Source organism: Ensifer sp. CCNWLY38, assembly GCF_037120565.1.
GTDB lineage: Bacteria > Pseudomonadota > Alphaproteobacteria > Rhizobiales > Rhizobiaceae > Ensifer > Ensifer adhaerens_H.
Map to the genome: position 1 here is coordinate 306,997 of NZ_JBBBBO010000009.1, position 24,913 is coordinate 331,909.

The following is a 24,913-nucleotide window of genomic DNA, read 5'->3' on the forward strand; positions in this document are numbered from 1 at the left end:
ACTGCTCGGCCAACAACAGGAGACACGATATGGGAGTGTTCCATCATTTCGAGCTCGGCCGTCGCCGACTGTTCGTAACGCTCGCCGCAATGTTGGTTCCGATCGCTGTCGCCTGCTCCGGTCATCCTTCACAGGCCCAGACCGACCCGCTGCCGTCGTGGAACGACACCGCCCCGAAGGCTGCCATCGTCGCCTTTGTCGAGAAGGTGACGACGGAGAACACGCCCGACTTCGTCCCGGAGCCTGAGCGCATCGCCGTCTTCGACAATGACGGCACGCTGTGGGTGGAGCATCCGATGTATACCCAACTCGCCTTCGCGCTCGACCGTGTGAAGGCCGAGGCTCCGTCCCATCCGGAATGGAAGGACACGCAGCCGTTCAAGGCAGTGCTCGAAGGCGACATGAAGACCCTTGCCGCATCCGGCGAAAAGGGCCTCATCGAGCTCATCATGACAACCCATAGCGGAATGACCAGCGACGAGTTCCAGAAGGTCGTTTCCGATTGGCTTGCCACCGCACGCGATCCGCACTTCAAGCGTCCCTACACCGAGCTCGTCTACCAGCCGATGCTTGAACTGCTGGCCTATCTGCGCGCCAACGGCTTCAAGACCTTCATCGTATCCGGCGGCGGCATCGAGTTCATGCGGCCGTGGTCGGAACAGGTCTATGGCGTCCCGCCCGAGCAGGTCGTAGGCTCGTCGATCAAAACCCAGTTCGAGATGCGTGACGGGATGCCGACCCTGTTTCGCCTGCCGCAGGTCAACTTCATCGATGACAAGAGCGGCAAGCCCGTCGGGATCAACGAGCATATCGGCCGCCGCCCGATCGCCGCCTTCGGCAATTCCGACGGCGACCTGGAAATGCTGCAATGGACGACAATGACGGGTGGGAGCGTCCGTTTCGCCATGCTCATTCATCACACCGATGCCGAACGTGAATACGCCTACGATCGCGACACGGAATTCGGCCGCCTCGACGAGGCGCTCGATGCAGCGGCGATAAACAAATGGACCGTGGTCGACATGAAGGCGGATTGGAAAGAGATCTTTCCGAAGAAGTAGACTGCGTTGCGTGCATCGTGTGCGACACTCTTGTGCAGTCAATGTCCATCCACGTTCGTGAGGCCATCAGGACAGGCGGCCCTGCCGCTTATCCCAAACTCGAAGGACATCCACGATGAAAATCAATCATGTCGCCGGCTTGATAGCCGTTGTCGGAGGCGTGGCACTGGCAACAACTGCTGCATTCGCCCAGGATTCCACCAAGAAGCAACATGTGCCGCTGGGCAAGGCGATCGGAACGGTCGCGCCCACCGGTCCGGTGCCGTCACTTGCAGTCATCAATTCGGATGGCGCCAAGATCGATGGTGACAAATTGGTTCTGACTGGCGTGTCGGCAAATTCGATCGTCTTTGCCGACCGACCGGTGCGGGCCGCCGGACATGTAACCACCGAACAGTTCATCATGCAGTGGGATGAGGGCAAGGACAACTTCGCTGTCGACCCTCCAAACGCAACGGTGTCGGTACTGGGAGGTGGCGGCTCGGACGTCAGTGACGTCGTGGTCACTCTGAAATCTCCAAAGCTGGAAGGTACTACCCTGACCTTCGACGTTGCCGTTCTCGAAGGAAGTCTGAGTGGTGCGGCCGGACCCGCTGCGGTTTTCATCGATCACTTCAGCGGTGGTTTTGGTGGGGGTGGTTTTGGCGGGGGTGGTTTCCGCGGCGGGGACTTTGGTGCCGGCGGGTTTCATGGAAGCTATGCGCGTGTCGGGGACGCCAGTTTCGCCCATGTCGGAGGTGCCTATTGGCACGCGCCCGTCTATCACGGGGCTTGGTATCGCGGCGCTCCGGTTGCCGCGGGGGTGGTGGCCGGTGCCGCCGTCGGCGCTGCAGCAGCCAATCCGTATTACTACCCGCCGCAATGCGACTACTATCCGTACCCGCCTTGCTACTAAGCTGGTTGGTTGGTCTAATCAGCACGAGCGCAACCTCCCAATAGTAAACTCGGCTGATTGGGCTTCTATTGGTTTCGTTTCTGCCCGATGCTTTGGCCTCGCTGCCGGGTGCAGCGAGACCTTTGTTCCAGAACGATACGGAGCGTTCGATTGACGGGGTTTGTTCTCTCAGCGGCATTTGTTCGGGCAGCCCTATTGTTTGGCGCCATGCTTGCGTCCGCCGCACAGACCGTTGCCGCCGAGACGGCTCCGCCTGCCGCCGCCGATCCGCTGATCGCGATTCATGACGGGTTCGTGGCCGAGACGACATGTACGTCCTGCCACGCCGATGAGGCGGCCGCATTCGCCAAGTCGCACCACGCCAAGGCGATGGCCGTTGCCGACGACAAGTCGGTGCGTGCCGATTTCAACAACACCCGGTTCGAGCGCGATGGCATTGCGGCAGAGTTCTTCCGCCGCGACGGTCGCTTCTTCATCCGCACGGAAGGACCGGACGGCAGGCAAGCGGACTTCGAGGTCAAATACACCTTTGCTTACGAACCCCTGCAGCAATATCTGATCGATCTCGGTCACGGGCGATTGCAGGCTTTCGACGTCGCCTGGGACACAGACAAGCAGGCGTGGTTCTGGCTCGGCGAAGGCAAACCGGCACGGCCAGCATCCACCTATCATTGGACAGGGCCCTTCTACCGCTGGAACCGCACCTGCATCGACTGCCATTCCACCAACCCTCAGGTCAATTTTCAGCCGAAGACGAACGAATACAAGTCGTCCTACGTCGCGACCAGCATCGGCTGCCAGTCCTGTCACGGCGGCGGTGCCAAGCATGTCGAGTGGGCCAAGGCCAAATCCAAAGATGCCTCGACGGCGGTGTCCGGTCTGGGCCTATCGAAGGTCGATGCAGGCACCTGTTTTGCCTGTCACGCGCGGCGGACCAAGCTTGTCGATGGCTATCGACCCGGAAACGCCTTCCTCGACCATTTTTCGCCGGCGCTGCTCCGCCGGGACCTCTATTTCCCGGACGGACAGAGTCTCGACGAGGTGTTCGAGTACGGCTCCTTCCAGCAGAGCAAGATGGCGAGAGCGGGCGTCACCTGCTTTGATTGCCACAAGCCACATGAAGGCACGGTCAAGGCCGTCGGCAACGTCCTATGCACGCAATGCCACACGGAAACGGCACCGGAGCGTTTTGCAAAGTACGATCCCGGCGGTGCGTTCGACACGACGGCACATACCCATCACCCGACCGGGTCGCCTGGCGCGCAATGCGCCAACTGCCACATGCCCCAGCGCAGCTACATGAAAGCGGATCCGCGGCGAGACCACTCCTTCGTCATCCCACGCCCAGACCTTTCCGAAGCCTACGGCGTCCCGAATGCCTGCACCTCGTGTCATGAAGGCAGGACAAACGCATGGTCAGTGGCGGCCATGGACAAATGGTACGGCACGCACTGGCGCAATCGTCCGACGATAGCGCACGCATTCGCGGCAGCGGCGCGGGACGATCGTGCAGCAATCGACGATCTGCGCAGGTTTTTGGCCGACCGCGAACAACTAGGCATCGTCAGGGGCAGTGCGATTGCCGAAATGACGAGGCTCGATGGAGAAGCAACGGCCGCAGACGTCGAAGCGGCAGCGAAAGATTCCGATCCGCTCGTCCGACTGGGGGCAGCAGAAGCGGCTGCCAGCTTGCCGCCTGAACTTCGATTGGCCGCGATCGGCGTTCTTCTTGGCGACGAAACCCGAGCAGTCCGGGTGGCCGCCGCCAGGGCTCTTGGCGGCACTCCGTCACTGGACTTTCTCGGCGATCAACGCCGCGCCTTCGACGCGGCCGTCGACGATTTGCGCGCCTATGTCCAGGCCAACGCGGACGTCGCCGAGGCGCAGAGCACCTACGGATCCTTCCTTTTCGAACAGAGGCGCATGAGCGAAGCGGAAAAGGCGTTCCGCCGGGCGATTGCTCTTGATCCGACGCTTTCCGGCGTGCGCATCAATCTCGCCGAACTCTATCGCGCCAGCGGTGACAACGAAAAATCCGAACAGGCCTACGCTGAGGCGGTTGCCGCCAACCCGGATCAGGCAGACCTTCGCTACGGACATGGCTTGTCGCTCGTTCGCCAAAAGGCGATGCCGGACGCGATCCGGGAACTGGAGGCGGCCGTGCGCCTGACTCCGGCCAACTCCCGATACAGGACGACGGCAGCAATCGCGCTGGATGCGGTGGGCCGCACGGATGACGCTTTCGAACTATTCGATCTGACCGCTACAGGGGGTGCGACTGACGCTAATCTGCTTGGCACTGCCATTCAGCTTGGACTCAAACTCGGCCGCTATGCAGAAACGCTTGAGTTTGCGGAGGCGCTCGCGGGACTCCAGCCGAATGACCCACGGACCGCAGAACTCGTCAGGCAATTACAGGATGCAGTTCAACATGGCAGGTAAGCGCGACTCTCGGGCAAAACGCCATCGGCAAGTCACCCTTGATTGCGGGGGGCAAGGCGAGGGAGTTGTCGGTCGTGGGGCGTGCAGATTTCAACTGGATCATAGACATGCGGGTAGCTGTTTCCTGCCCCCAAAGAGGCCTCAAGCGTAGCGAGGCCGGGGCGACTCCAACCGCGTCGCGTATGTTTGTGTCCCCGTGGAACTTTTTGGCATCAAATCTGATTTTACAGTCACTACACGGATGGAGCGAATTAATGGCGAGACCCCAAGTGCAGTGATGCATCGACGAGTGCCACAGCTGCTATTCCGTCTGTTTCTGGACCCAGTGCACAGACTGCAGGCGCGTGGCCGACATGAGCGCTTATGTCGAGGCTTGCCGCAGTTGCATGGAAGGCCGTCGCTAGCGTTGGACAGATGGTCATTGAGGCAAATACGCCCGCGAAGGGTGTGCGATGGTTGGCGATTACGGTGATCTGCGCCTGCTGTGCTACCTGTACGACCACGCAAGCGCCCAACACGAACCGCAGCAAAGCATATATCTCCGAAAAGGCATACGGAGTGAAGGCTAACCCGTGGGTCGCACACCGCAAGAATGTCGCCAAGGGCGGTGGCCGCTATGTGGTTGGCAAGCCCTATGTAGTGAAAGGCAAGAGCTATTTTCCGAAGGAGGACCCGAACTACGACAGGAAGGGGGTAGCTTCCTGGTACGGCTCAGCTTTTCAGGGGAGGCGGACCGCAAACGGCGAAGATTATGACCCGAAACACCTGTCCGCCGCACATCCGACCCTTCCCTTGCCCAGCTATGTGCGGGTGACCAATCTTGAAAACGGTTCTTCGCTCATCCTGCGCGTCAACGATCGCGGTCCTTATCGAAAGGGTCGCATCATCGACGTTTCCAGCAAAGCAGCAGACATGCTGGACCTGAAGCACCGTGGCACGGCATCCGTTCGGGTGCAGTATGTGGGGCGCGCCCGCTTGGGTGGGGACGACATGCCCTACCTCCTAGCCTCTTACATCAAGAAGAGTGACCGTTTCCGAGCCGTCAATCCGGATCCTCAAATCGCAACCGGCGTGATGGTGGCCTCGGATCAGTCGATTGGCGACCAGTTGCGAAGCGACAGTCAGTCTTTCTTTTCGACGCGGACGAACCTTGCCGGAGGAACGCCGAGCGCCTCCTACCAGACTGGGACCAACTCCGCGGTCGCGTCACACACATCCAACCAACTCGGGATGTTGCCTGATTGGCTGTCCGAATACACAGCATCGATGTCACGAAGCGCCAAGATCGCACCACGGACTCACGAAATACGCTCCCTGGCGACGCTTGGTGCCAAATATTGCTGGGACGAGGACGGCGATGACGGTCTGCGCGACATATGTGGAGTCCAAGTTCTCCCTCTGGCGGGCGGTACCAAGCGTCTTACCGGGGTAATCTCCATAAGGCGACGCCGCTCTTGCCAAAGCGGCTGCCACTGGCGGGGCACAACCTATTCACGGACAGGCAACCTCCGACGTCCCCTTTGGGTCGACTCCGGATTGTCACACTCGGCTTGTTAGGCGATCGGGAGACGCAGGATGGGATGGGTTTTGGTGAGCGAGCGCGAGCTCAATCGGTTGTCGGAGTTCATTGACGGTCGTCATCGCCCGGCGCGGCTCGATGAAAGCCTTCCATTGACCTCCGTGGCAAGCCCCGTTCATCGGATGCTATAGTCGGCTGAGCAACTCCGACTTCGTGGCCTCGAATTCCTGATCCGTGAGAATGCCTTTCGCATGAAGTGCCGCGAGACGTTCGATCTTGTCGAAGATGTCCTCATCCGACCGAACCGCCTCCGGCGCTGGATGTGCCCCTTGTTGTGGCTCGGGGGTTTCCGACGCGGACGATGCGAATATCGACGGCGCAGCCGTGGCGGCGGATGCTTCGGTAGCCGGTGTGTCTGCCGGTTCCTTGCCGCCCTGCCGTATCACATCCAGTTCCGAAATTTTCACCAGCCCATGCTGAGAGGTAAAGCTCAGCGACTGGTCGCCGCTTTGCTGTTGCGAGAATCCGCCAATGCGATGGTCCTTCGTGTCATAGACCGTAACCCGGCCGCCGATATCGATCGCTAGCCGTCGGGTTGTCGGGAAAAAGGCATAACGCAGGTCATTCTGCGCCCCGGTCGAGGCAGGGTGCCCGAGCTCCTCGGGCCACCAGTTCCCAGCCGACAGCGCGCCCGGCACGAACAGGCTGACGCCGCCGCCCTGGCCTTGATATTGGGACTGGGACGACGTCTGCGGGCCCGGTAAATCCATGCCGCGCACCAAGGCCGCAAGCTCGGAACAAACTCCGGCCACGTTCGCCTTCAGCGCATTGTTGAACATGTCGCCGACCATGATCATGCCGCCCTGCGACCATTGCCCCATCCCACCTAGATCGGGATGGTTGAACTGGGCCTGTGTCGCCTGCCCGGCGATAATCGCCATCAGAAGGTGCTCCACCGCGCCGAGGCTGACCCCGTACCGCTCTGCAATCCCTCCCAGGGTTCGTCGGCCCTCTTCACTGAGTTGTCTCATCGCGATCGCTTCCTCCGCTGAGGTCCCTGTCTGTTCCGTTTGAAGGTCTGCAAATCCAATTTTAGCCGTCGTCGTGAAATCCAGTACGCCGATAATACCCGCGCGTTGCCCCTGCCTTTCAATGCAGTCTAGGCGTTTCTCGATTTGAAGTGGGCGAACAGCTTGTCATAGCGTGTTGCGAATGTGCTTCGTCAAACTCGCTATCGCCCTATGGCCCAGATAGTAATTCGTCACTACTGGGCCTCGCCCCGCTCCATCGCCAGTTCTGCCTCGAGGCTCTCGGTGTCGCGGAAGATCGTGGCGACCGCCAGCACACGTCCGCCGCGCTTGAAGCGCACGAGGCAGTCCTTGGCGGGAATGTCGCCCTCGACCTCGATCTCGTCCCATCCCTCGGCATGGCCGATATAGTTGATCGGAACGTTGTAATGCTGGCTCCAAAAGAACGGCACATCCGTGAACTTTTTCCGGCGTCCGAGCATGTTGAGTGCGGCCGCAGCGCCTTGCCGCTGCGCCACCACCCAGTGCTCCACTCTGATGTTCTCGCCGCTATGGGGATCGGGCCACCGGATAATATCGCCGGCCGCATATATGCCGGGCACGCTGGTCTCAAGATAGGCATCGACCAGGACGCCCCGATCGGTAGCGAGCCCGGCCGCTTCGGCGAGATCGACCCGCGGCCGCACGCCGATGCCGGCAACGACCATGTCTGCGGCCAAGATGCCGCCGCTGCTCAGTTGGATCTCCGTTGCGCCGATGCTCGCCGCGGTATCCCCAAGGTGGAAGATGACGCCATTTTCCTCATGCAGGGCGCGGATGAAATCGCCGATCTGCGGCCCCAGTATCCGTTCCATCGGCCGTTCCTCGGGCGCCACCACATGCACCTTGACGCCGCGGCCTCGAAGGGCGGCTGCAACTTCGAGGCCGATGAAGCTGGCGCCCAGGACGACAGCGCTGCGTGCGGTGCCGGCTTGCGCGATGATCTTCCGACTGTCGGCAAGCGAGCGCAGCGTGTGGACATGAGGCTGGTCGGCGCCGGGTATGGTCAGGCGAACCGGTTCGGCGCCCGTCGCCAGCAACAGTCTGTCGAAGGCGACCCGTGCCCCATCGGCGAGCAAGATTTCGCTGGCGCGGACATCGATGCCGGCAACCCTGGTTCCGAGGCGCAAATCGATGCCGTTCTTGGCATAGAAGCCCTCCTTGCGCAGCGGGATCCAATCCTCCGGCGCCTTACCGGCGAGATAGTCCTTCGAAAGGTTAGGGCGGTCGACTGGCAGCGCCTCGTCATCGCTGATCATGACGATGGCGCCCTGAAATTGCTCGCGCCGCAGTCTTTCGGCGGCGGCAAAGCCGGCGGCGCCGCCACCGACGATGACGATCCTTTCGGGAGCCGCTCCGGCATCGCCTTCGCGTGAAACCGGCGACTGCTTCTTGCGCTTCTCGCCGACGATTATTTTGTCGCCGTGCTGTTCAACCGACCAGCAGGCGAGCGGCGATAACGCCGGAGCACGTAGGGCCTCTCCGGTGCGCAGATCAAAGCAGGCGTGATGCCAGGGGCAGCGAACTATGTCGTCGGCGACGAGGCCATCGACCAGCGGCCCACCGTAATGCGAGCAGCTGGCGGCTACCGCGAAAATCTCGGATCCGCGGCGCACCAGAAGCACCGGCTCGCCATCGCGATGACCGACCACCTTTCCGCCATCGGGGAGATCGGCGAGCGCAATGCCGAAGGCGAGGTCGGGTCCGCTCGGGTCTGAATGGTTACCGGCCATCTTCTCCTCCGTCGAAGGGCAGCTGCCGGTGTCGCCCACTGCGACGCTGGGCTTGCCCACCCAACAGGCAACTCCTCTGGGATTGTCCGCCATTCCGGCGCCCAGGCAAGTGAATTTGACCTGCAGTTGCGCACAATTTTTGCAATATGCCCCATAGGATCAACCTGGGCACCGGCGCTGAAAAGGGCGGTCATTTCGCCGCTGGTAGCAACCGCAAGCGCTTGTCGAGGACATGGGTGAGTCTGAACGCGCACTTCTTGCCATCGATGGCGATCTGCGAGGTGGCCTCGAGGAGATGCATCTTCAAGCTGGGCTCGGAATTTCCCGAATGTACCTGCATGGCGGCCGTGATACCCAACCTGCTCTCGCGAGAAGCTTGGAGATTGCTGAACACCGGGGAGATCCCGTCGACCAGCTAAAGGTTCTCGGACCATTGAACATGTTTTATCTACGCACCGGAGATTTCAATTCGGCCCTCCAATGCGCGCGACAATGTTCTTCAATTGCTGAGAAAAGCCAGGATCCTGGCATCGTGGCGCTGGGACATTTCTTTCTGGGCAATTCGCTGCACTTTACTGGCAACCTTGCCCCGGCGCGACTGGAACTCGAGGCCGCAGTGCGGGGTGATCCATTGCCTCACCGGACGCCGGCGAGCTATGTGGGCTTCCAGGGCCACGGCCTCGCTGGAGGGATACTCGCGAGGAACCTATGGCTGCAGGGATTTCCCGACCAAGCTGATGACCGGGCTCGGCAGACAATCAAAGAAGCTGCGGAAGCAGACCATTCGCTAACCCTTTGCATTGCGCTACTTGGGGGTATCGCGGTGTTTCTCTGGCGTGGCGACTTGCAGAGCGCACAGGAGCACATCGACTGGCTGATTTCCCGAGCCGGGTTGCACTCGCTGTCGCCGTACGTTTCGGTTGCTCACGGTTTCGAAGGAGAACTAGCGATCCGGCGAGGCGATCTGAGCGGCGGCGTGAGCAGCCTACGGCGATGCATCGAGAAGCTTCACGCCTCAACCTATGAGGTGTTTACGACGATGCTGGAGCTATCTCTAATCAAAGGTTTGGCTGCGCTCGGACAACTCGACGAAAGCATGACAAGACTGGAAAAGGCCAAACAATCGGTCGAAGCCAATGGAGACCTTTGTTCCATGCCGGAACTGCTCCGTATGACGGCTAACCTGTCACCGTCCATGCCTGCGTCGTATGTGCAGGGTCTCCTGTTGGAAGCCCTTGATACAAGTCGAAAAATGGGTGCCCACGGCTGGGAACTGCGTGTGGCAACCGATCTGGCTGCGTTCATGAACGCGAGAGGTGCTCGGAGCGATGCGCTCGGTCTTCTGAAATCAGTCTTCGATCATTTCCATGAAGGCCTTGATACCGAGGATTTGAGTGTAGCCAAACACTTGCTGGCAGATCTTAACGGGGAAGACTGAGCGTCTTCATCGGACACGTCGTGAAACGATCGACGCCCTTAGGGAGTGAATTCCAGCAAAGATTTAAGTTCGACCTCTCCCACACCCGAGTCGGCCAAAGACGTCAGCGCGATCGCACGAGCCTACAAATAAGGGGGTAAGCTGAGGCTGTTCACACAGCGTCTTTCCAGGACCTGCGGTGATCTCGGAGAGGTCTTCGACGGTCAGCTCAAGGTCAACCGCGCCGAGGTTTAGACGTACAGACAACTCTACATCCTAATCATAGTAATAGTTCCTGAACAGCCGCTGCCTGCTCCGGTCCCTCTAAACCTGCCGGTCCCTTTACTTCCTTTTATCATTCCCGTCAGTGTGTTACCTCCTTTCCTCCCCTTATGGATGAAGGTGTGGGCAATATTGACGGTTCCGTTGTTGGAGACTTTTCCCGAAAACCCAGAGCTAGACGACACTACGCCGTTTCTTACGTAAAGAGTTGTCGAGAGTTCGCGCCAGTCGCCGCAGTCCGTCTTTGCATGCCGTGTTAAACTCCATGTGCCGTCGAAGGCACTGAGGCCGGGCGGCACGCACCGGTTGGCACGGGCCTCCATTCCGGTGCCACAGACGAGTGGGCAGACGCGATTGCCGATCGCCTTCAGCCCATTCAAAAGCTCCTCGGTCGGTGCGAGCGATGCAAGCTTGAGCCCCTTGCGCTCGGCGTATGCTTGCAGGGCCTTCTGACTGCTGTCACCCCATTTGCCGTCGACCCGGCTGAGGCATCCAATTCGCGCCAATTCCCTTTGGGTGGCGAATGCGAGTTCGCCGGCATCCATGTTGCCGGCTGGCGAACCTGACGCCTGCGCCCCTGGGGTGTTCTGTTCAAGTGCAGCGACGTCAGTTTGCCTGGCGTTGTCTTCCAGGTTTACGGCGTGGTTGGAATCCGCCTTTTCCTGCTCCGCCGTCTGCCTTTCCTTTTCACGCCCCGCGATTGCTGCGATCTTCAACTTCGCAAGCGTTCCGAACGCCCCGTTGGGGTATTCTTGGAGGTATGCTTCGAAGAAACTACTTTCGGTCAGATCCTTAATGGAATTCCAGTAGGTAAGCTCCACAGTTCTGTCAGTACCTGCCGTCGCCGCCGGGCTCGTTGCCGGGTCCGGAACTGGCGCTGGATTGAGAACAACGGGGCCCGTCAGGGATGAGCTGTCCCAAGGAATCTGTTTGCCATCAGTAACCTGCAAGACGGTGCGACGCACTGCAATCAGGTCATCCGTTATGCTCTGCCCGGGTGTGCCGAGGTGTTTCAGCAAGGCCGTCGTGAACGGAGAGTTCCTGCCAGCTCCGTCAAGGGCAACGTTTCCGGGCTGAGTTGCGAACGCAATCAGTGAGCCCACGCCGGTATCGAGTTTCGCCAAACCCCGCCCCACTACCATGGATCGGGTTCCCAGGGAGCGGGCCAAGGTCGCGGCGAGTGGATTGTCGCGGCACGCGTCCAAGAACACCAAGTTGACCTGAGCGTTACGCTCCATAGCGGAGAGCACAAGCTCGACCGGCAACGCCTCGAAATCCAAATCGTTGTTTGAACGAAGCTGCGCATCGACCGGGATCATGTAGTTGCCCCCGTTTACCTGCAGCCCGTGACCGGCATAAAAAAAGAGCGCCACGTCGGCGCCTTCAACTTTGCCTACAAACTCTCGGATCAACCGACGCATCCCAGTCAGGTCGAGGTCGCGGCCCGTCACCACCACGAACCGCAGTCCTGTCAATTTCGAGGCCATGTCGTTGGCGTCATTCTGAGGATTGGCAAGCTGCGGCGCATGCTGATAGGCCGAGTTTCCAATGACCAGCGCGACGCGCTTTTCGGCCCAAGCGTAAGAGCTTAGAAGAAAGAGCGAGAGCACGACGGCCGCACGAAGGTAATGCATAGGAGCCAACCCGCACTACCGCCACTTCGGTGTGCGCTGCGCGTTATTCAGGAGTTCGCGGGCTGTGGCGAACATCCCAAACAGTCTTGTAAGTCGACGTTCCTCTTCCTCGCAACGGCGGTGCCGTTTGCAGAAATCATGGACGGACCAGACCTTCGTAGCAGCGTCGGTTTCAAGCTTTTCGGCTTTTAAGCGTTCCATGCGTACCTCCCTGCACACCTCCATTCTACTAAAGTCTAATGTAGTTGAGAATAAACTAAGACATAGCCCAATCCGGCTAAAGCCATCCGCTGGTCCTCCTCCCCTGGCGATGGATATGGCGAGTCGCCGGCCGGTCCGGAGATGGTGAAGGCGGAGTGACTGAAACCCGGTGCGACGGTGATTGATGGCGCCATGAACCGCGCGCCGACGTCGAAAAGAGCGAATGCAATGCGAACTCGCTCAAGCCCCACGCCAAATCGGCTAGGATCTTATGCGTCGCAAGACCCCGTCGAGTGCGGTCGACAGCGCTTGCGTCCCGCAATGCTGCACAAAACTTTCGAATACTTGTTCGTTCAGTCCGCCCTTCGTGGAAAACTCGCGCCTGAGGTCGCTCAAAGACGTCTGTTCTGCGTGGACGGCAGTTTGCGCAAGGCTTGTAAACAACGGCGCGAGATAGGCACGAGCCTTCTGCTGTGGCAAGCCGTTCTCGACAAGCCATCCTGTCACGTGATCGAGCACGCCGAAGTAGGTGCCCATCAACGTACTGGCCGCGGCAAGCAGGTCGTACTCTTGTTTTGTCTCGCATTCGACCGCGGTGCCAAGGGCGTCGAAGATCTTGGCAACCCGCTCGTTGGGCGGAAAGATTGCCGTGACACCTTGGCGATCGGCGACAAAGGGAAGCGGGATGGCTTGCGTCAGCTCGACATCCTTGCCGATCCAACTGAGAAGCCTTTCGCGGTCAACGGCGGCGACAACGCTTACGACCACCTGGCCCTGCCGAAACTCGAGCGCGTTTATGACCTCTTCAGCGATCTGTGGGCGGATCGCGAGAAACACGACGTCTGCGGATCTGATCACGTCCTGATTGTCGGCGGCGACTTTTACCGCAGTGAAGCTGTCTGCAAGCCGGTTCGCAATCTCCCGGCTGCGTGGTGAAACGATGATTTGTGAAACTGAGAGCTCGGAGGCGACGATCCCTTTCACCATCGCTTCGGTGATCGTGCCGGTGCCGATGAACCCGATGCGCATTTCTATTCCGCCGCCTTGCGAGGCGCGAGCGAAACGTCTGTCGTGTAGTTCTCGCGCATGAAGTTGATGAAGTTGTCCTGGAACTGCCGCGTATGGGCGTGGGCAAGTTCATCCGCAAGATCGGCATTGCCTGCGCGGATCGCATCCAGCATTTGATTGTGTTCGTCGGTGAGCAAGTAGCCTTCGTGGGTGCGCTCCAGATATTCGAAATGCAGGTGCAGCATGCGTTGCCCCTGATTGAGAAGCCTTTCGTAGAACGAGGCGAGATAGGCGTTCTTGCCCGCTTTCGCGATCGCCATGTGGAACTGCTTGTTCGCCTCCGACATCTGCAGATGGTTCGCGCCCTTGACGGCCGTTTCGAACTCCTTCTGCCGCTTGGCAATCGCCTTCAGATCGGCGTCTGTCCGGAGCTGCGCAGCAAGGCGCGTGTTCATCCGCTGGGCGATGTCGAGGGCTTCGACGTACTTCGGAAACGTCGCCACCTCGATCGGCGCGACAATCGTGCTGCGATTGGAAAGCGTCACCACGAGTTCCTCGCCGGCCAACCGGATCAGCGCCTCGCGAACCGGAGAACGCGACATGTCGAAGCGTTCCGCCAGGCTGTTCTCGTCAAGCAGCTGACCGGGGGCAAGCGTCAGCGCCAGGATTTCGGTTCTGAGCGTCTCATAGACGCTTTTCCAGCCTGTCCCCTTGGCCCGCTTGGTTTCCGCTTCTTCAGACACTTAGCACCCTTTCCGATCTTTCCCGACCATATGGCCAGAACGGGCAGTCGGAGACAATGTAAAATTTCCGCTTGACTTTGTCGACACTGAGACGACATTAAATATCGTGTCGACACAGAGACGACACCAAAACAAGAAAATCGGCATGACCGACGAGAGGAACCGCGCGGCACCCGCGCACTTAAACAGAGGAAATGATGATGCTTTCGACGTTGCTTGCGCCCGCGCTGCGGGCATTGCCTGCGCTTGTCCTGATGACCGGTATCTCGATGACGTCCGCTCAGGCCCAATCCGCTGAGGGCGGTTATTGGCAGGGCGTGCAGAAGGCAGGTGTCCTGCGCTGCGGTGCAGCGGTGGCTCCACCCTATGTCATGCGCGATCCGGCAAGCGGAGAATATTCCGGTTTCTTCGCAGACCTTTGCCGTGAGTTCGCCGAAACCCTGAAGGTCAAGCCGGAATTTGTGGACACGACCTGGGACAACATCGTCGCCGGTCTCCAGGCAGGAAAATGGGACGTCTCGCTCGCGCTCAATCGCACAGCCGCCCGCGCCATGGCTGTCCAGTTTTCGGTGCCGGCGATGGAGTATCAGATCTCGCTTGCCTACAACAAAGACAATCCGAAGGTCCCGACAGGAGCAGCGTCCGTCGCTGACATCGACAAGGCTGACGTGACGCTGGCGGTCATGTCCGGTACCGCGCAGGACAAGGCGATCACCGCGGCTGTGAAGAACGCGACCATTCTCCGATTGCCCGGCAACGATGAAACGCGCCTCGCAGTCGTCTCAAGGCGCGCCGACATCCTCGTCGACGCCTCGGACACAAACCAGCTCTTCACCCAATCCAACCCTGACTGGGCCGTCGCCCTCAATCCGAAACCGGCACTTGCCAAGCAGGGCGTAGCCTTCGGTCTGCCGCATCAGCTTTCGGCCGCCGATGTGGAGGTCGTCAACATCTTCCTCGAGGAAAAAGTTGCGACCGGTCACGTCGAGGGGCTGATCCGCAAGGCCGTCGACGACGTCCTGAAGTCGACGAAGTGATGTTCGAAGCCGAGGCGTGAATGCCTCGGCTCCTTCCAGAAACGCCGGATCACGAGGATGCCATGACTGCCACAGTCGCTCCGCTCGTAAACGTCAAGTCACTGCACAAGAGCTACGGCCCGCACATCCAGGTGCTCAAAGGCCTCGACATCGAAATGAAACCCGGCGAGCGCGTGGTCGTCATCGGCCCGAGCGGCGGTGGCAAGAGCACGCTGTTGCGCGTCATGATGGGGCTGGAAAAGATCGACAGCGGTTCGATCACCTTCGGCGGCAAGCCCTATATTTCCTCGAAGGGAGCGGATGCGAAAACGACGATCGACGCCGAGGTGCGGCGCTCGATCGGCATGGTGTTCCAGCACTACACGCTCTTTCCCCATCTCAGCGTTATCCAGAACCTGATCCTCGCGCCCTGCAAGGTAAGGGGCGAGAAGAAGACCAAGGCGCTGCAGCGGGCGCAGGCGCTGCTCGAGCGCTTCGGCCTCGGTGCAAAGGCGAATGCCTATCCCGCGCAACTCTCCGGCGGGCAGAAGCAGCGCGTCGCCATCGCTCGCGCCCTGATGCTCGACCCGAAGCTCATGCTTTTCGACGAGGTCACTTCGGCGCTCGATCCCGAACTGGTCGCGGAAGTGGAGCAGGTCATCCTCCAGCTTGCCTCCCAGAACATGCCGATGATGATCGTCACCCACGACATGTGGTTTGCAAAGAACATCGCCTCGCGCGTCATCTTCTGCGCTGGCGGCGTGGTGGTCGAGGACGGGCCGCCCGAACAGGTGCTCGGTGCCCCCCGGGAGGAAAGAACCCGGGAATTCATCGACCGCGTCTTCCATATCAAGCAGTAGGAGGTCGCCCGTGAACTACTCGTTCGATTTCCAGTCGGTCTCGCTCGCTCCCCTCATCGACGGGCTGCTCGTCACGGTGCAATTGACCGTTGCCGCCAACATCATCGGTATCGTCCTCGGTTTCCCGCTGGCGCTGCTGCTGATGAGCCGCCTCGCGCCGGTCCGGCTGCCGGCGATGCTCTTCGTCGAGTTCTTTCGGTGCACGCCGGCGATCGTCCAGATCGTCTGGTTCTTCTACTGCGTGCCGATGCTCTTCAACGTCTTCCTGGGGTCGATGACGATGGGCGTCATGGCGCTCGGCCTCAACCTGATGGCATTCAACGCCGAGGCCTATCGCGCCACCATCCAAGCAGTGCCACGCGAACAGCTCGATGCCGGCATCGCGCTCGGGCTCAACCCGCTGCAGCGCGTTCTCTACATCGTTCTGCCCGATGCGCTGCGAGCATCGGTCCCCGTTCTCCTGACCAACGGCATCGTCATCTTCCAGCAAAGCGCGCTGGTCGCGATCGTCGCCGTCCAGGACCTGATGTACCAGGCAAAGACGCTTTCGACCGAGACCTATCGGCCGATCGAGACTTTCACCATCGCCGCGCTCATCTACTTCGCGGTTTCCTTCCCCGTCACCCAGATCGTCGGCCATCTCGAACGCCGGCGTCAGGCGATCACGAGCTAGGAGGAAAATATGTCCCTTGATTTCTCCGTTCTCGGTCGCTTCCAGGAAGCCCTGGCGCTCGGCCTTTGGACCACCATCAAACTCACGCTCATCTGCGTGGTACTTGGCTGTTCGCTCGGCTTCCTCGTCGGTCTGGCCCGCGCCTCCTCGAATATTCTGCTGCGGGCCGTTGCCAGCATCTATGTCGAGTTCTTCCGCGGTACGCCGGTACTGATCCAGCTCTTCTGGATATTCTTCTGCCTGCCTCTGATCCTCGGCGTCGAACTATCCAATCTTTCCTCCGGTGTCATAGCGCTGACCCTCTACATGGGCGCGATCTCCAGCGAGACGTTCCGGGCTTCGCTCAAATCCGTGGGGCGCGAGCAATTCGACGCCTGCGTCGCGCTCGGTCTGCCCAAGCGTGTGCAGATCACCAACGTCGTGTTGCCGCAGGCAGTACTCCGCGCCGTACCGACGCTTCTTTCGAATTGCGTCAGTCTCTTCAAGGAGAGCGCATTGGTTTCGGCGGTCGGCATGGCTGACCTGATGTTCGTCGGCCAGAACATTTCCAACAACACGGCCCGGCCCGTCGAGGTGCTGACGATCGTCGCACTCATCTATTTCGCCATCGCCTTCCCGCTGACGCGTGCCGTCACACTCGTCGAAGGCCGAATTCTCAAGAAACTTGCCATCTGATCATCTAAGGACAGGAGACCACCCGATGAAACTTTCTGGCGTCATGCCCGCCCTCGTCACGCCGTTCGATGCGAATGGCAAGGTCGACTTCAAGGCCTTCGAGAAGCATCTCACAGGCTTGCGCGCTGCGGGCGTCACCGGCTGGGTGCCGATGGGTTCGACCGGCGAATACTCTGCGCTTTCGAACGCGGAACGCGACGAAGTCCTGAAATTCGTCAAGGACTTCGCGAAGGAAGGCGAGGCTCTGATCGCCGGGACGAATGGGCCGGCGACCCGCGAGGTCATCGAGAACACGCTGAGGGCCAAGGAGATCGGCTACGACACTGTTCTGCTCGCAACCCCGTTCTACACGCGCCCCACTCAGGAAGAGCTTCTCGCCCATTTCCAGCGCGTGCTCAGGGAAACAGACATCAATCTTGTCCTTTACAGCTATCCCTACAAGGACGGCGTGGAGATCGGCTTCGACATCCTCGATGCCCTTGCTGACGATCCGCGTGTCCTCGGCATCAAGGAAAGCTCGGGATCGCTGCAGCGCGCGATCGATATCTACGCGCGCTATAAGGGCCGCATCGACCTGATTTCCGGCTCCGACGACATCGCCCTCGACTTCATGTTTTGGGGCGCCGACTGCTGGATCTGCGGCCCGGCCAACTGCATGGCGAAGGCCTGCGTCGATCTCGACCGCACCTTCCGCTCCGGCGACCTCGCCAAGGCACGCGAGCAGATGACGGTGCTCTATCGCGCCATGAACATCCTCGAAAGCGGCAAGTTCGTGCAGAAGATCAAATACGGCTGCGAGCTGCAGGGTGCGCCGGTCGGCCTCTGCCGCGCGCCGCTCGGCGAATTGACCGAGCAGGAAAAGGCGGATTTTCGCGCGGCGATCGCGCCGGTCCTCAACTGACGAAAGCAAGCCGGACGGGCTTGCGTCCGGCTTCTCAAGTTTCGAGGAGAGTTCCCTTGTCATCCATCGCTGTCGTTGGCGCCGGCATCATCGGCACATCCATCGCCTACCAGCTCCAGCGTCGCGGTTTCTCCGTGACACTGATCGACCGCGCCGGCCCGGGCATGGGAGCCTCCTTCGGCAATATGGCAAGCATCGCCGTGACCGAGTTCATGCCGGCTTCGCGGCCCGGTGTCTGGGCGAAGATGCCGAGATGGCTGCTCGATCCGGAGGGGCCGGTGCGCATTCGGCCAGGCTATGTGCCGAAACTCGTCCCGTGGTTCCTGCGCTTCCTCGCCGCCAGCCGCCCGTCAAAGCTGCGGGAACTGGAAGCGGCCGGGGCTGCCCTGTGTGGCCGCGTTCATGAAGACCTTGACGCGCTGCTGGGCGACACGGGGCTCACCTCGTTGCTGAGCGCCGAAGGCTGCCTTAGCCTCTATGCCGATGAGGCCGAGTTTCGGGCCGACCGCGACCATATCGAAATTCTCGAACGCTTTGGCTTCCGTCATGAGGTCCTCGGCAGCAATGACATCCGAGATCTCGAACCGGCCCTGACGACGAAGATCGCCAAGGCGGTGCTCCTCCCCGACAACCGCTCCATCGCCGATCCCTATCGGCTGGTGACGGCACTGGCTGATCGATTCCAGGCGCTCGGCGGCGCAATCGAGACCGGCGAGGTTGTCGGTTTCGAGGAAGGCGAGGTCGGGATCTCGGCGATGAGGCTCGCCGACGGCCGCAAGCTGTCGTCCGATCGTTTCGTGCTGGCGGCAGGCGCCTTTACCGGGCGGCTGTCACGCCTGATCGGCGAGCCGATCCCGCTCGAAACCGAACGCGGCTACCACACTCAGATCATGGCACCGGGCATCGCCATGCGCCATTCTATCATCTGGCCGGCGCGCGCGTTCATGGTGACACCGACGGCGGGCGGTATTCGCGTCGGCGGCACGGTGGAAATGGCCGGGCTCGAAGCGCCGCCAGACTATCGCCGCGCCAAAGTGCTGGTGAAGCGGGCGAAGGAAGCGTTGCCCGACCTGAAGGCCGAACAGGTGAGCGAATGGATGGGCCACCGTCCGGCCTTGCCGGATACGGTGCCGGTCATCGGTCCCTCGGCCAAACGCAGAAACGTCTTCTATGCCACCGGTCACGGCCATCTGGGCCTTACCTATGCCGCCACGACCGCTCGGCTGATCGCCGATCTCATGACGGGCACGAACCCGACCATCGATCTCAAACCCTATCGCGTCGATCGCTTCTAAGAGCGGCGCCAGGCAAGCAGGGAGAACACCATGCGAAGCGAACTCTATATCGATGGCAAGTGGAGGCCGTCGTCCGACGGCAGGACCTTCGACGTCGTCAACCCGGCGACGGAAGAAGTGATCCATAAGGTCGCTGCTGCAACGGCGGAAGATGTCGACGTCGCCGTCAAGTCGGCACGCCGCGCCTTCGACAAGGATGGCTGGCCGAAACTGTCGGGCGCACAGAGAGCCAAGTACCTGCGCGCCATTGCTCAGGGTATTCGCGCCCGGCAGGCGGAGATCGCCCGTCTGGAAGTCATCGACAATGGCAAACCGTTCCCAGAGGCAGACTGGGATGTTGCTGATGCGGCCGGCTGCTTCGATTTCTACGCCGGGCTTGCAGAACAGCTCGACAACAATCCGGAGGAGCCGATAGCGCTCCCCGACGCGCGCTTCACTTCAAAGGCAGTCAAGGAGCCGATCGGCGTCGCCGGCGCGATCATTCCCTGGAACTACCCGCTGCTGATGGCAGCCTGGAAAGTGGCGCCGGCGCTCGCTGCCGGCTGCACGGTGGTATTGAAGCCGGCCGAGGTGACGTCGCTGACGGCGCTGGAGCTTGCGGCGATTGCCGATGACGTCGGCCTTCCGGCCGGCGTCCTCAACATCGTCACCGGGGCTGGCTCGGTCGCAGGACAGGCGATCATCGACCACAGGGAGGTCGACAAGCTGGCCTTTACCGGTTCCGGTCCGGTCGGGTCGAAGATCATGGCGGCTGCCGCCCGCGACATCAAGCGCATCAGCCTCGAACTCGGCGGCAAGTCGCCCTTCGTAGTCTTCGATGATGCCGATATCGAGGAGGCCGTCGAATGGATCATGTTCGGCATCTTCTGGAACCAGGGCCAGGTCTGCTCGGCGACGTCGCGCGTCCTGGTCCAGGACGGGATTTACGACCGGCTGCTCGCCCGCCTCGTTGAGGAAACGAAGAAGATCAGGATCGGCAATGGTCTCGAGGACGGTGTGCTTCTTGGACCTTTGGTCTCCAAACGCCAACATCAGCAGGTCGTCGCGGCGATCGAGGCGGCGAAGGCGGCCGGTGCGACGGTCGCTTGTGGGGGAAAGCGTCCTGATGGCTTCGAGACGGGATACTACCTCGAGCCGACGGTGCTGACCGATGTTCCCCTGGAGAGCGACGCCTGGCGCGAGGAGATCTTTGGCCCGGTCGTCTGCATCAGGCCGTTCTCGCGTGAAGAGGAGGCGATCGAGCTTGCCAACGATACCCGCTTCGGTCTTGCAGCCGCTGTCATGTCGCGGGACGACCGTCGTGCGGAGCGCGTGGCTGCCGCCTTCCGCGCCGGCATCGTCTGGATCAACTGCTCGCAGCCGACCTTCACCGAGGCGCCCTGGGGCGGTTACAAGGAATCCGGCATCGGCCGCGAGCTCGGTCGGTGGGGCCTTGAGAACTACCTTGAGACCAAGCAGATCACGCGTTTTGCCACCGGTGAGAAATGGGGCTGGTACATCAAATGAGTGCCCCCGTTTCGATGAACTGGGATCGCTCGCTCGATCTCCTGGAGGTTCACTGCCAGGGCGAGATCGGCAAGGTGATCGTCGGCGGCGCGCCGGAAATTCCAGGCGCAACGATGCTCGACAAGATGAACCACATCAACACGGTCGACGATAGCCTGCGCCGCTTCGTCACCTTCGAGCCCCGCGCCAGCGTCGCGATGTCGGTCAATCTGCTCCTCGCACCGACGCGGCCTGACGCCGATGCCGGTTTCATCGTGATGCAGGCGGATCGTGCCCATCCGATGTCCGGCAGCAATTGCATCTGTGTCGTGACGGCACTTCTCGAAAGCGGTCGCGTCGAAATGCGAGAGCCGGAAACGATCGTCCGCCTGGATACGCCCGCCGGGCTGATTGTTGCGCGCGCCGCTTGCAACAAAGGTCGTTGCCTGTCTGTCAGCCTCGACAATGTGCCGAGTTTTGCCGAGGCGCTCGACCTGGAAATCGAGACGCCGCGGTGGGGCCGCATCAAGGTCGATATCGCCTTCGGCGGTGTCTACTACGCGATCGCCGACGTCGAACAGATTGGCAGCGAGATTGCTCCGGCCAACGCGCGCTATCTGGCCGAAGCGGGGATCGAACTGAAGGCGCTGCTATCCGCGCAAGTAAAAGTGAAGCACCCGGTGCTGACCGGCATAGACGAGATCGCCTATGTCATGTTCCGAGGAGAAGCACCTGATGGAGCCGTGCGTACCTGTACGACGCTAAAACCCGGGCGCGTCGACCGTTCGCCCTGTGGAACCGGCAGCTCGGCAAACCTTGCCGTGCTTTATGCCCGCGGCAAGGTCGTTGTGGGGGACCGGCGAACGTCGCGCTCAATCATCGGCGGAGAGTTCATAGCGGAGGCGATTGGCACCGCCGAGGTCGGTGGACACCTCGCGGTGTTGCCGCGCATCACTGGGCGGGCCTGGATCTATGGCCGCGAACACCTCCGCATGTCCGACGAGGACCCATTCAGGAGCGGCTTTGCGCTCTCCGACAGTTGGGGTCCGCAGGTCGATGCGTTGAGCTGAAGGAGGAGGCGTCATGTCAACAGCAACTCTATCGGGTCAGACTGTCTTCGTTACCGGCGCTTCCGGTGGCATCGGTGCCGCCATCGTGCAGCGCCTAGCGGAGGAGGGAGCCCGCCCGATCATCCACTACGGCCGCGACAGAGCGGCTGCGGAGGCTTTGCTCGCCAGCCTTCCGGGCGAAGGAATGATCGTCCAGGCGGACCTTTCCGCGGTCGACGGCGCGTTCGCTCTTTGGCGGGAAGCCGAAGCTGCCGCAGGACGCATCCATGCACTCGTCAACAATGCCGGCATCCGCACGGAAATTTCGATCGATGCCGAACCGAGTGCCTGGAGAGAGGCCTGGCAGAAGGAGTTCCAAGTGAACTTCTTTGCCGCAGCCGATCTCTGCAAGGAGGCTCTGAAGCATTTCAAGGCGCAGGGCGGTGGCCGCATCGTCAACATGGCGAGCCGTGCCGGGCAGCGCGGCTATGCGGCGGACGCCATGCCCTATGGCGCAACGAAGGCGGCGCTGATCAATCTCACGAAATCGATCGCCCGCAGCTTCGGCGCTGATGGGGTCGTGGCCCTGGCGATCGCACCGGGCTGGGTGCAGACGGACATGGCTGAGGAATTCATCGCAAAGTTCGGCAAGCAAGCCGCAGTCGCCGACATTCCGATTGGCGAAATGGCCCAGCCCTCGGAGATCGCCGAACTCGTCGCCTTCGCGTTGCGGTCCTCGCAGCGTTCGCTGAATGGCGCGACGCTCGACGTCAATGGCGGCAGCTACATTCGATAATTGGTTACTCGACAAGAGGGGAGAGAGACGATGAAGAGGTTCGAAAACAAAGTGGCGATCGTGACTGGTGGTGGTGGCGGCATCGGTTCCGCCATATTGCGGCGGCTGGCGGACGAGGGGGCATTTGTCGTCGTCTCGGACGTCAACGGCGAAGCGGCCGAAGCCGTCGCAGCCGAGATCGTCTCCGTCGGCGGGTCCGCGGTCGCAATTGCCGCCGACATCTCGCGCAAGGACCCCTGTATCGGTTTGATCGAAGAAGCGTTCGCGTTGAGGAAGCGCATCGACGTTCTGGTCAACAACGCCGGCATCAATCGGCGCGGCAATCTCCTGTCGCTGACCGACGACGACTGGAGCCTGAGCTTCGCGGTCAATCTAGATTCGATGTTCCATCTTTGCCGTGCCACCCTCCCGCACATGATCGGGGCCGGCGGCGGCGCAATCGTCAACACCGCCTCGCAGTGGGGCCTTTACCCGGCTCCGAACCATATCGCCTACAACACGACCAAGGCCGCGGTTGCGGCGTTCACGCAGAATCTCGCTCGGGACTACGCTCCGAACAAGATCCGGGTGAACGCGGTGTGCCCCGGAGAAATCCATACGCCAATGTTGGAGGCGGGAGTGAAGCGATCTGGCCGAACGATCGCCGATCTCGACAAGCTCGTTCCGTTTGGGCGGATCGGAAAACCGGAAGAGGTTGCGGCGCTTGTCGCGTTTCTCGCGTCGGAGGAAGCCGCGTTCATTTGTGGCTCCCTTGTGGAGATAACCGGAGCACAGGCGGTCTCTTGATGTGGGATGTACCGTCTGCATCTTGAGGATCGCATAACGTATCGTCAGGAATGAGCCCTTCGTTCCGGCCGCCGTGTCTGAGCGACCGCAGTCTCAGCGGTTTGCCAATCGCACTCCCGGACGGCCATCCGGTCCAAGGTCGCTTTCGAAGAAGAAAGCCCCCCGAACTTCGTAGGCGCGTTTGATTGCTTCAGGGGCCGCAGTGGGGTGGGTTGGTTGGGGCGATTGTCACCCTTCGATCGGGCAGTGCCGATGCCTACCAGGACCAGGTTTCCCTCGGATCGCGCCGCCCGACGGCATCTTCTTCGGCGCGATTGTCGTTGGAATGGCTGCTGGACAAATCACCTCTCCCGTTGCGCTCTGAGCCTGCTCGGCGTCTGTCCGTAGGTTTTTGCGAATATTCTCGAGAAGTGCCCGGCGCTCTCGAAGCCAACTTCGAGGGCGATCTCAATCAGCGACGCATCCGTCTGGGTGAGAAGATGTTTGGCACGTTCCAGCCGAAACTTTCTGTAGACGAGCGCCGGTGACATCTTCGCTTTTTCCATGAACAGGCGTTCGAGCTGCCTGCGCGACAGACCGACGGAGGCCGCTAGTTCGGAGATCGAGATCGTGTTTTCGGTGTGCTGCTCCATGATGATGAGGGCAGCGTTCAAACGGGGATCATTGCTCTCGATCGCGAGCGGCTTTCTCGGTTGAACATGAAGATGCGAGCGTGCCTTGTCGATCTGCAGGACTTCGAGTGCATTCCGCTCGGCCTCCTTGCTGATATGAAGGCGCACGATATGGGCCGCCATGTCGGCAGCACTGCTGCCTCCGGCGCAGGACCCGCGCGTGCGGTCCAGATTGAATAGGCGGTCCGAGCGAACCTTCAGCTCCGGAAAACGCTCGCGGAATGCCTGATAGTGGAGCCAGCTGACGCAAACATTGTGCCCCGACATCAGGCCGGCCTCAGCCAAGATGAAGGTGCCGGTGCACAGGCCGATCAACGGGACTTTTCGCGCTGCCGCCTTCTTGAGGAACCAGACCGTTTCGTCGTCGATCGGGTTTTCGCTGTTGAGCAAGCCGCCGACGACGACGATGTAGGTGAAGGGGGCATGGTCGACCAGGCCCGATGTCGGTGCAACCTGCACGCCGCAGCTGGAGGTGATGAGATGCCGTGTGTTGCCGAGCACCTGCCAGTCTGCCCGAATGCGACCGGATTTGTCGAGTTCGTCGCTCGCCAGCCGCAGGGTGTCGACGAACAGCGCGAAGGCAGAAAGGGTGAAAGACCGGGCGAGCACGAAACCGATCTTGAGCCGGTTGGTCGCCGCAGCAGCGCTGGATTTCATGTGCGTCATTATGGCAAATCTACCTCGCTGCCCGGGCCTTGGTTGGT

General features: G+C 60.9%; 21 protein-coding genes. 15 read left to right on the forward strand and 6 right to left on the reverse strand.

Annotated elements, in window-relative coordinates; translation table 11 throughout:
• Nucleotides 1–89: 89 nt before the first annotated feature.
• From V7S54_RS20910 to V7S54_RS20925, 4 genes are all read left to right on the forward strand, one after another.
• On the forward strand, nt 90–1,061 hold the full coding sequence (locus tag V7S54_RS20910) for an HAD family hydrolase (protein WP_065375866.1): 972 nt from the start codon (nt 90–92) through the stop codon (nt 1,059–1,061).
• 115 nt (nt 1,062–1,176) lie between these two features.
• Nucleotides 1,177–1,956, forward strand: a complete 780-nt coding sequence (locus V7S54_RS20915) for a hypothetical protein (protein ID WP_336409457.1) — start codon at nt 1,177–1,179, stop codon at nt 1,954–1,956.
• Between the two features lie 207 nt (nt 1,957–2,163).
• A complete protein-coding gene (locus V7S54_RS20920; protein ID WP_336409480.1) occupies nt 2,164–4,398 on the forward strand; it encodes a tetratricopeptide repeat protein in 2,235 nt (744 codons plus the stop codon).
• A 414-nt stretch (nt 4,399–4,812) separates the two neighbouring features.
• A complete protein-coding gene (locus V7S54_RS20925; RefSeq protein ID WP_083203751.1) occupies nt 4,813–5,955 on the forward strand; it encodes a septal ring lytic transglycosylase RlpA family protein in 1,143 nt (380 codons plus the stop codon).
• 147 nt (nt 5,956–6,102) lie between these two features.
• On the opposite strand, the gene V7S54_RS20930 is transcribed toward V7S54_RS20925, so the two are convergent.
• Nucleotides 6,103–6,948, reverse strand: a complete 846-nt coding sequence (locus V7S54_RS20930) for an SHOCT domain-containing protein (protein WP_065375789.1) — start codon at nt 6,946–6,948, stop codon at nt 6,103–6,105.
• 233 nt (nt 6,949–7,181) lie between these two features.
• Entirely contained in the window at nt 7,182–8,717 is a 1,536-nt protein-coding gene (locus V7S54_RS20935) for an FAD-dependent oxidoreductase (RefSeq protein ID WP_336409456.1), read from the reverse strand.
• A 232-nt stretch (nt 8,718–8,949) separates the two neighbouring features.
• On the opposite strand from V7S54_RS20935, the gene V7S54_RS20940 reads away from it, so the two are divergent.
• Nucleotides 8,950–10,155 (forward strand): hypothetical protein, encoded by a 1,206-nt coding sequence (locus tag V7S54_RS20940; protein ID WP_336409455.1) that lies wholly within the window; start codon nt 8,950–8,952, stop codon nt 10,153–10,155.
• Nucleotides 10,156–10,403: 248 nt separating this feature from the next.
• Here V7S54_RS20940 and V7S54_RS20945 read toward each other — a convergent pair whose 3' ends face one another.
• From V7S54_RS20945 to V7S54_RS20960, 3 genes are all read right to left on the reverse strand, one after another.
• On the reverse strand, nt 10,404–12,050 hold the full coding sequence (locus V7S54_RS20945; RefSeq protein WP_336409454.1) for a caspase family protein: 1,647 nt from the start codon (nt 12,048–12,050) through the stop codon (nt 10,404–10,406).
• Nucleotides 12,051–12,512: 462 nt separating this feature from the next.
• Nucleotides 12,513–13,280 (reverse strand): pyrroline-5-carboxylate reductase, encoded by a 768-nt coding sequence (locus V7S54_RS20955; RefSeq protein ID WP_336409452.1) that lies wholly within the window; start codon nt 13,278–13,280, stop codon nt 12,513–12,515.
• Between the two features lie 2 nt (nt 13,281–13,282).
• The gene (locus V7S54_RS20960) at nt 13,283–14,002 is read right to left on the reverse strand and encodes a GntR family transcriptional regulator (RefSeq protein ID WP_336409451.1); all 720 of its coding nucleotides are present in this window, start codon (nt 14,000–14,002) and stop codon (nt 13,283–13,285) included.
• Nucleotides 14,003–14,202: 200 nt separating this feature from the next.
• On the opposite strand from V7S54_RS20960, the gene V7S54_RS20965 reads away from it, so the two are divergent.
• From V7S54_RS20965 to V7S54_RS21010, 10 genes are all read left to right on the forward strand, one after another.
• The gene (locus V7S54_RS20965; RefSeq protein WP_336409450.1) at nt 14,203–15,039 is read left to right on the forward strand and encodes a substrate-binding periplasmic protein; all 837 of its coding nucleotides are present in this window, start codon (nt 14,203–14,205) and stop codon (nt 15,037–15,039) included.
• A 62-nt stretch (nt 15,040–15,101) separates the two neighbouring features.
• Nucleotides 15,102–15,878, forward strand: coding sequence for an amino acid ABC transporter ATP-binding protein (locus tag V7S54_RS20970; RefSeq protein ID WP_065375782.1), 777 nt, complete (start codon nt 15,102–15,104; stop codon nt 15,876–15,878).
• Nucleotides 15,879–15,888: 10 nt separating this feature from the next.
• Nucleotides 15,889–16,551 carry an amino acid ABC transporter permease gene (locus V7S54_RS20975; RefSeq protein WP_336409449.1) on the forward strand — a complete coding sequence of 221 codons (663 nt, stop codon included), beginning with the start codon at nt 15,889–15,891 and terminating at the stop codon, nt 16,549–16,551.
• Between the two features lie 9 nt (nt 16,552–16,560).
• Nucleotides 16,561–17,226 (forward strand): amino acid ABC transporter permease, encoded by a 666-nt coding sequence (locus V7S54_RS20980; RefSeq protein ID WP_065375780.1) that lies wholly within the window; start codon nt 16,561–16,563, stop codon nt 17,224–17,226.
• 25 nt (nt 17,227–17,251) lie between these two features.
• Nucleotides 17,252–18,127, forward strand: a complete 876-nt coding sequence (dapA, locus tag V7S54_RS20985) for a 4-hydroxy-tetrahydrodipicolinate synthase (protein ID WP_065375779.1) — start codon at nt 17,252–17,254, stop codon at nt 18,125–18,127.
• A 56-nt stretch (nt 18,128–18,183) separates the two neighbouring features.
• Entirely contained in the window at nt 18,184–19,422 is a 1,239-nt protein-coding gene (locus tag V7S54_RS20990) for an NAD(P)/FAD-dependent oxidoreductase (RefSeq protein WP_336409448.1), read from the forward strand.
• A gap of 30 nt (nt 19,423–19,452) precedes the next feature.
• Nucleotides 19,453–20,928 carry an aldehyde dehydrogenase family protein gene (locus tag V7S54_RS20995; RefSeq protein WP_336409447.1) on the forward strand — a complete coding sequence of 492 codons (1,476 nt, stop codon included), beginning with the start codon at nt 19,453–19,455 and terminating at the stop codon, nt 20,926–20,928.
• 14 nt (nt 20,929–20,942) lie between these two features.
• Nucleotides 20,943–21,977, forward strand: coding sequence for a proline racemase family protein (locus tag V7S54_RS21000; protein ID WP_336409479.1), 1,035 nt, complete (start codon nt 20,943–20,945; stop codon nt 21,975–21,977).
• 13 nt (nt 21,978–21,990) lie between these two features.
• Nucleotides 21,991–22,752 (forward strand): SDR family NAD(P)-dependent oxidoreductase, encoded by a 762-nt coding sequence (locus V7S54_RS21005; protein ID WP_336409446.1) that lies wholly within the window; start codon nt 21,991–21,993, stop codon nt 22,750–22,752.
• A 30-nt stretch (nt 22,753–22,782) separates the two neighbouring features.
• A complete protein-coding gene (locus V7S54_RS21010; protein WP_336409445.1) occupies nt 22,783–23,538 on the forward strand; it encodes an SDR family NAD(P)-dependent oxidoreductase in 756 nt (251 codons plus the stop codon).
• Nucleotides 23,539–23,879: 341 nt separating this feature from the next.
• Here V7S54_RS21010 and V7S54_RS21015 read toward each other — a convergent pair whose 3' ends face one another.
• Nucleotides 23,880–24,875 carry a GlxA family transcriptional regulator gene (locus tag V7S54_RS21015; RefSeq protein WP_336409444.1) on the reverse strand — a complete coding sequence of 332 codons (996 nt, stop codon included), beginning with the start codon at nt 24,873–24,875 and terminating at the stop codon, nt 23,880–23,882.
• Nucleotides 24,876–24,913 lie beyond the last annotated feature (38 nt).

Excerpts from the sequence above, each read along its gene's own strand:
- V7S54_RS20925 (WP_083203751.1), top strand. The coding sequence starts at position 4,813 with ATGGTCATTGAGGCAAATACGCCCGCGAAGGGTGTGCGATGGTTGGCG.
- V7S54_RS21005 (WP_336409446.1), top strand. The coding sequence starts at position 21,991 with ATGTCAACAGCAACTCTATCGGGTCAGACTGTCTTCGTTACCGGCGCT.
- V7S54_RS21000 (WP_336409479.1), top strand. The coding sequence starts at position 20,943 with ATGAACTGGGATCGCTCGCTCGATCTCCTGGAGGTTCACTGCCAGGGC.
- V7S54_RS20940 (WP_336409455.1), top strand. The coding sequence starts at position 8,950 with ATGGGTGAGTCTGAACGCGCACTTCTTGCCATCGATGGCGATCTGCGA.
- V7S54_RS20955 (WP_336409452.1), bottom strand. The coding sequence starts at position 13,280 with ATGCGCATCGGGTTCATCGGCACCGGCACGATCACCGAAGCGATGGTG.
- V7S54_RS21015 (WP_336409444.1), bottom strand. The coding sequence starts at position 24,875 with ATGACGCACATGAAATCCAGCGCTGCTGCGGCGACCAACCGGCTCAAG.
- V7S54_RS21010 (WP_336409445.1), top strand. The coding sequence starts at position 22,783 with ATGAAGAGGTTCGAAAACAAAGTGGCGATCGTGACTGGTGGTGGTGGC.
- dapA (WP_065375779.1), top strand. The coding sequence starts at position 17,252 with ATGAAACTTTCTGGCGTCATGCCCGCCCTCGTCACGCCGTTCGATGCG.
- V7S54_RS20980 (WP_065375780.1), top strand. The coding sequence starts at position 16,561 with ATGTCCCTTGATTTCTCCGTTCTCGGTCGCTTCCAGGAAGCCCTGGCG.
- V7S54_RS20995 (WP_336409447.1), top strand. The coding sequence starts at position 19,453 with ATGCGAAGCGAACTCTATATCGATGGCAAGTGGAGGCCGTCGTCCGAC.
- V7S54_RS20910 (WP_065375866.1), top strand. The coding sequence starts at position 90 with ATGTTGGTTCCGATCGCTGTCGCCTGCTCCGGTCATCCTTCACAGGCC.
- V7S54_RS20920 (WP_336409480.1), top strand. The coding sequence starts at position 2,164 with ATGCTTGCGTCCGCCGCACAGACCGTTGCCGCCGAGACGGCTCCGCCT.
- V7S54_RS20965 (WP_336409450.1), top strand. The coding sequence starts at position 14,203 with ATGCTTTCGACGTTGCTTGCGCCCGCGCTGCGGGCATTGCCTGCGCTT.
- V7S54_RS20945 (WP_336409454.1), bottom strand. The coding sequence starts at position 12,050 with ATGCATTACCTTCGTGCGGCCGTCGTGCTCTCGCTCTTTCTTCTAAGC.
- V7S54_RS20930 (WP_065375789.1), bottom strand. The coding sequence starts at position 6,948 with ATGAGACAACTCAGTGAAGAGGGCCGACGAACCCTGGGAGGGATTGCA.
- V7S54_RS20915 (WP_336409457.1), top strand. The coding sequence starts at position 1,177 with ATGAAAATCAATCATGTCGCCGGCTTGATAGCCGTTGTCGGAGGCGTG.
- V7S54_RS20970 (WP_065375782.1), top strand. The coding sequence starts at position 15,102 with ATGACTGCCACAGTCGCTCCGCTCGTAAACGTCAAGTCACTGCACAAG.
- V7S54_RS20935 (WP_336409456.1), bottom strand. The coding sequence starts at position 8,717 with ATGGCCGGTAACCATTCAGACCCGAGCGGACCCGACCTCGCCTTCGGC.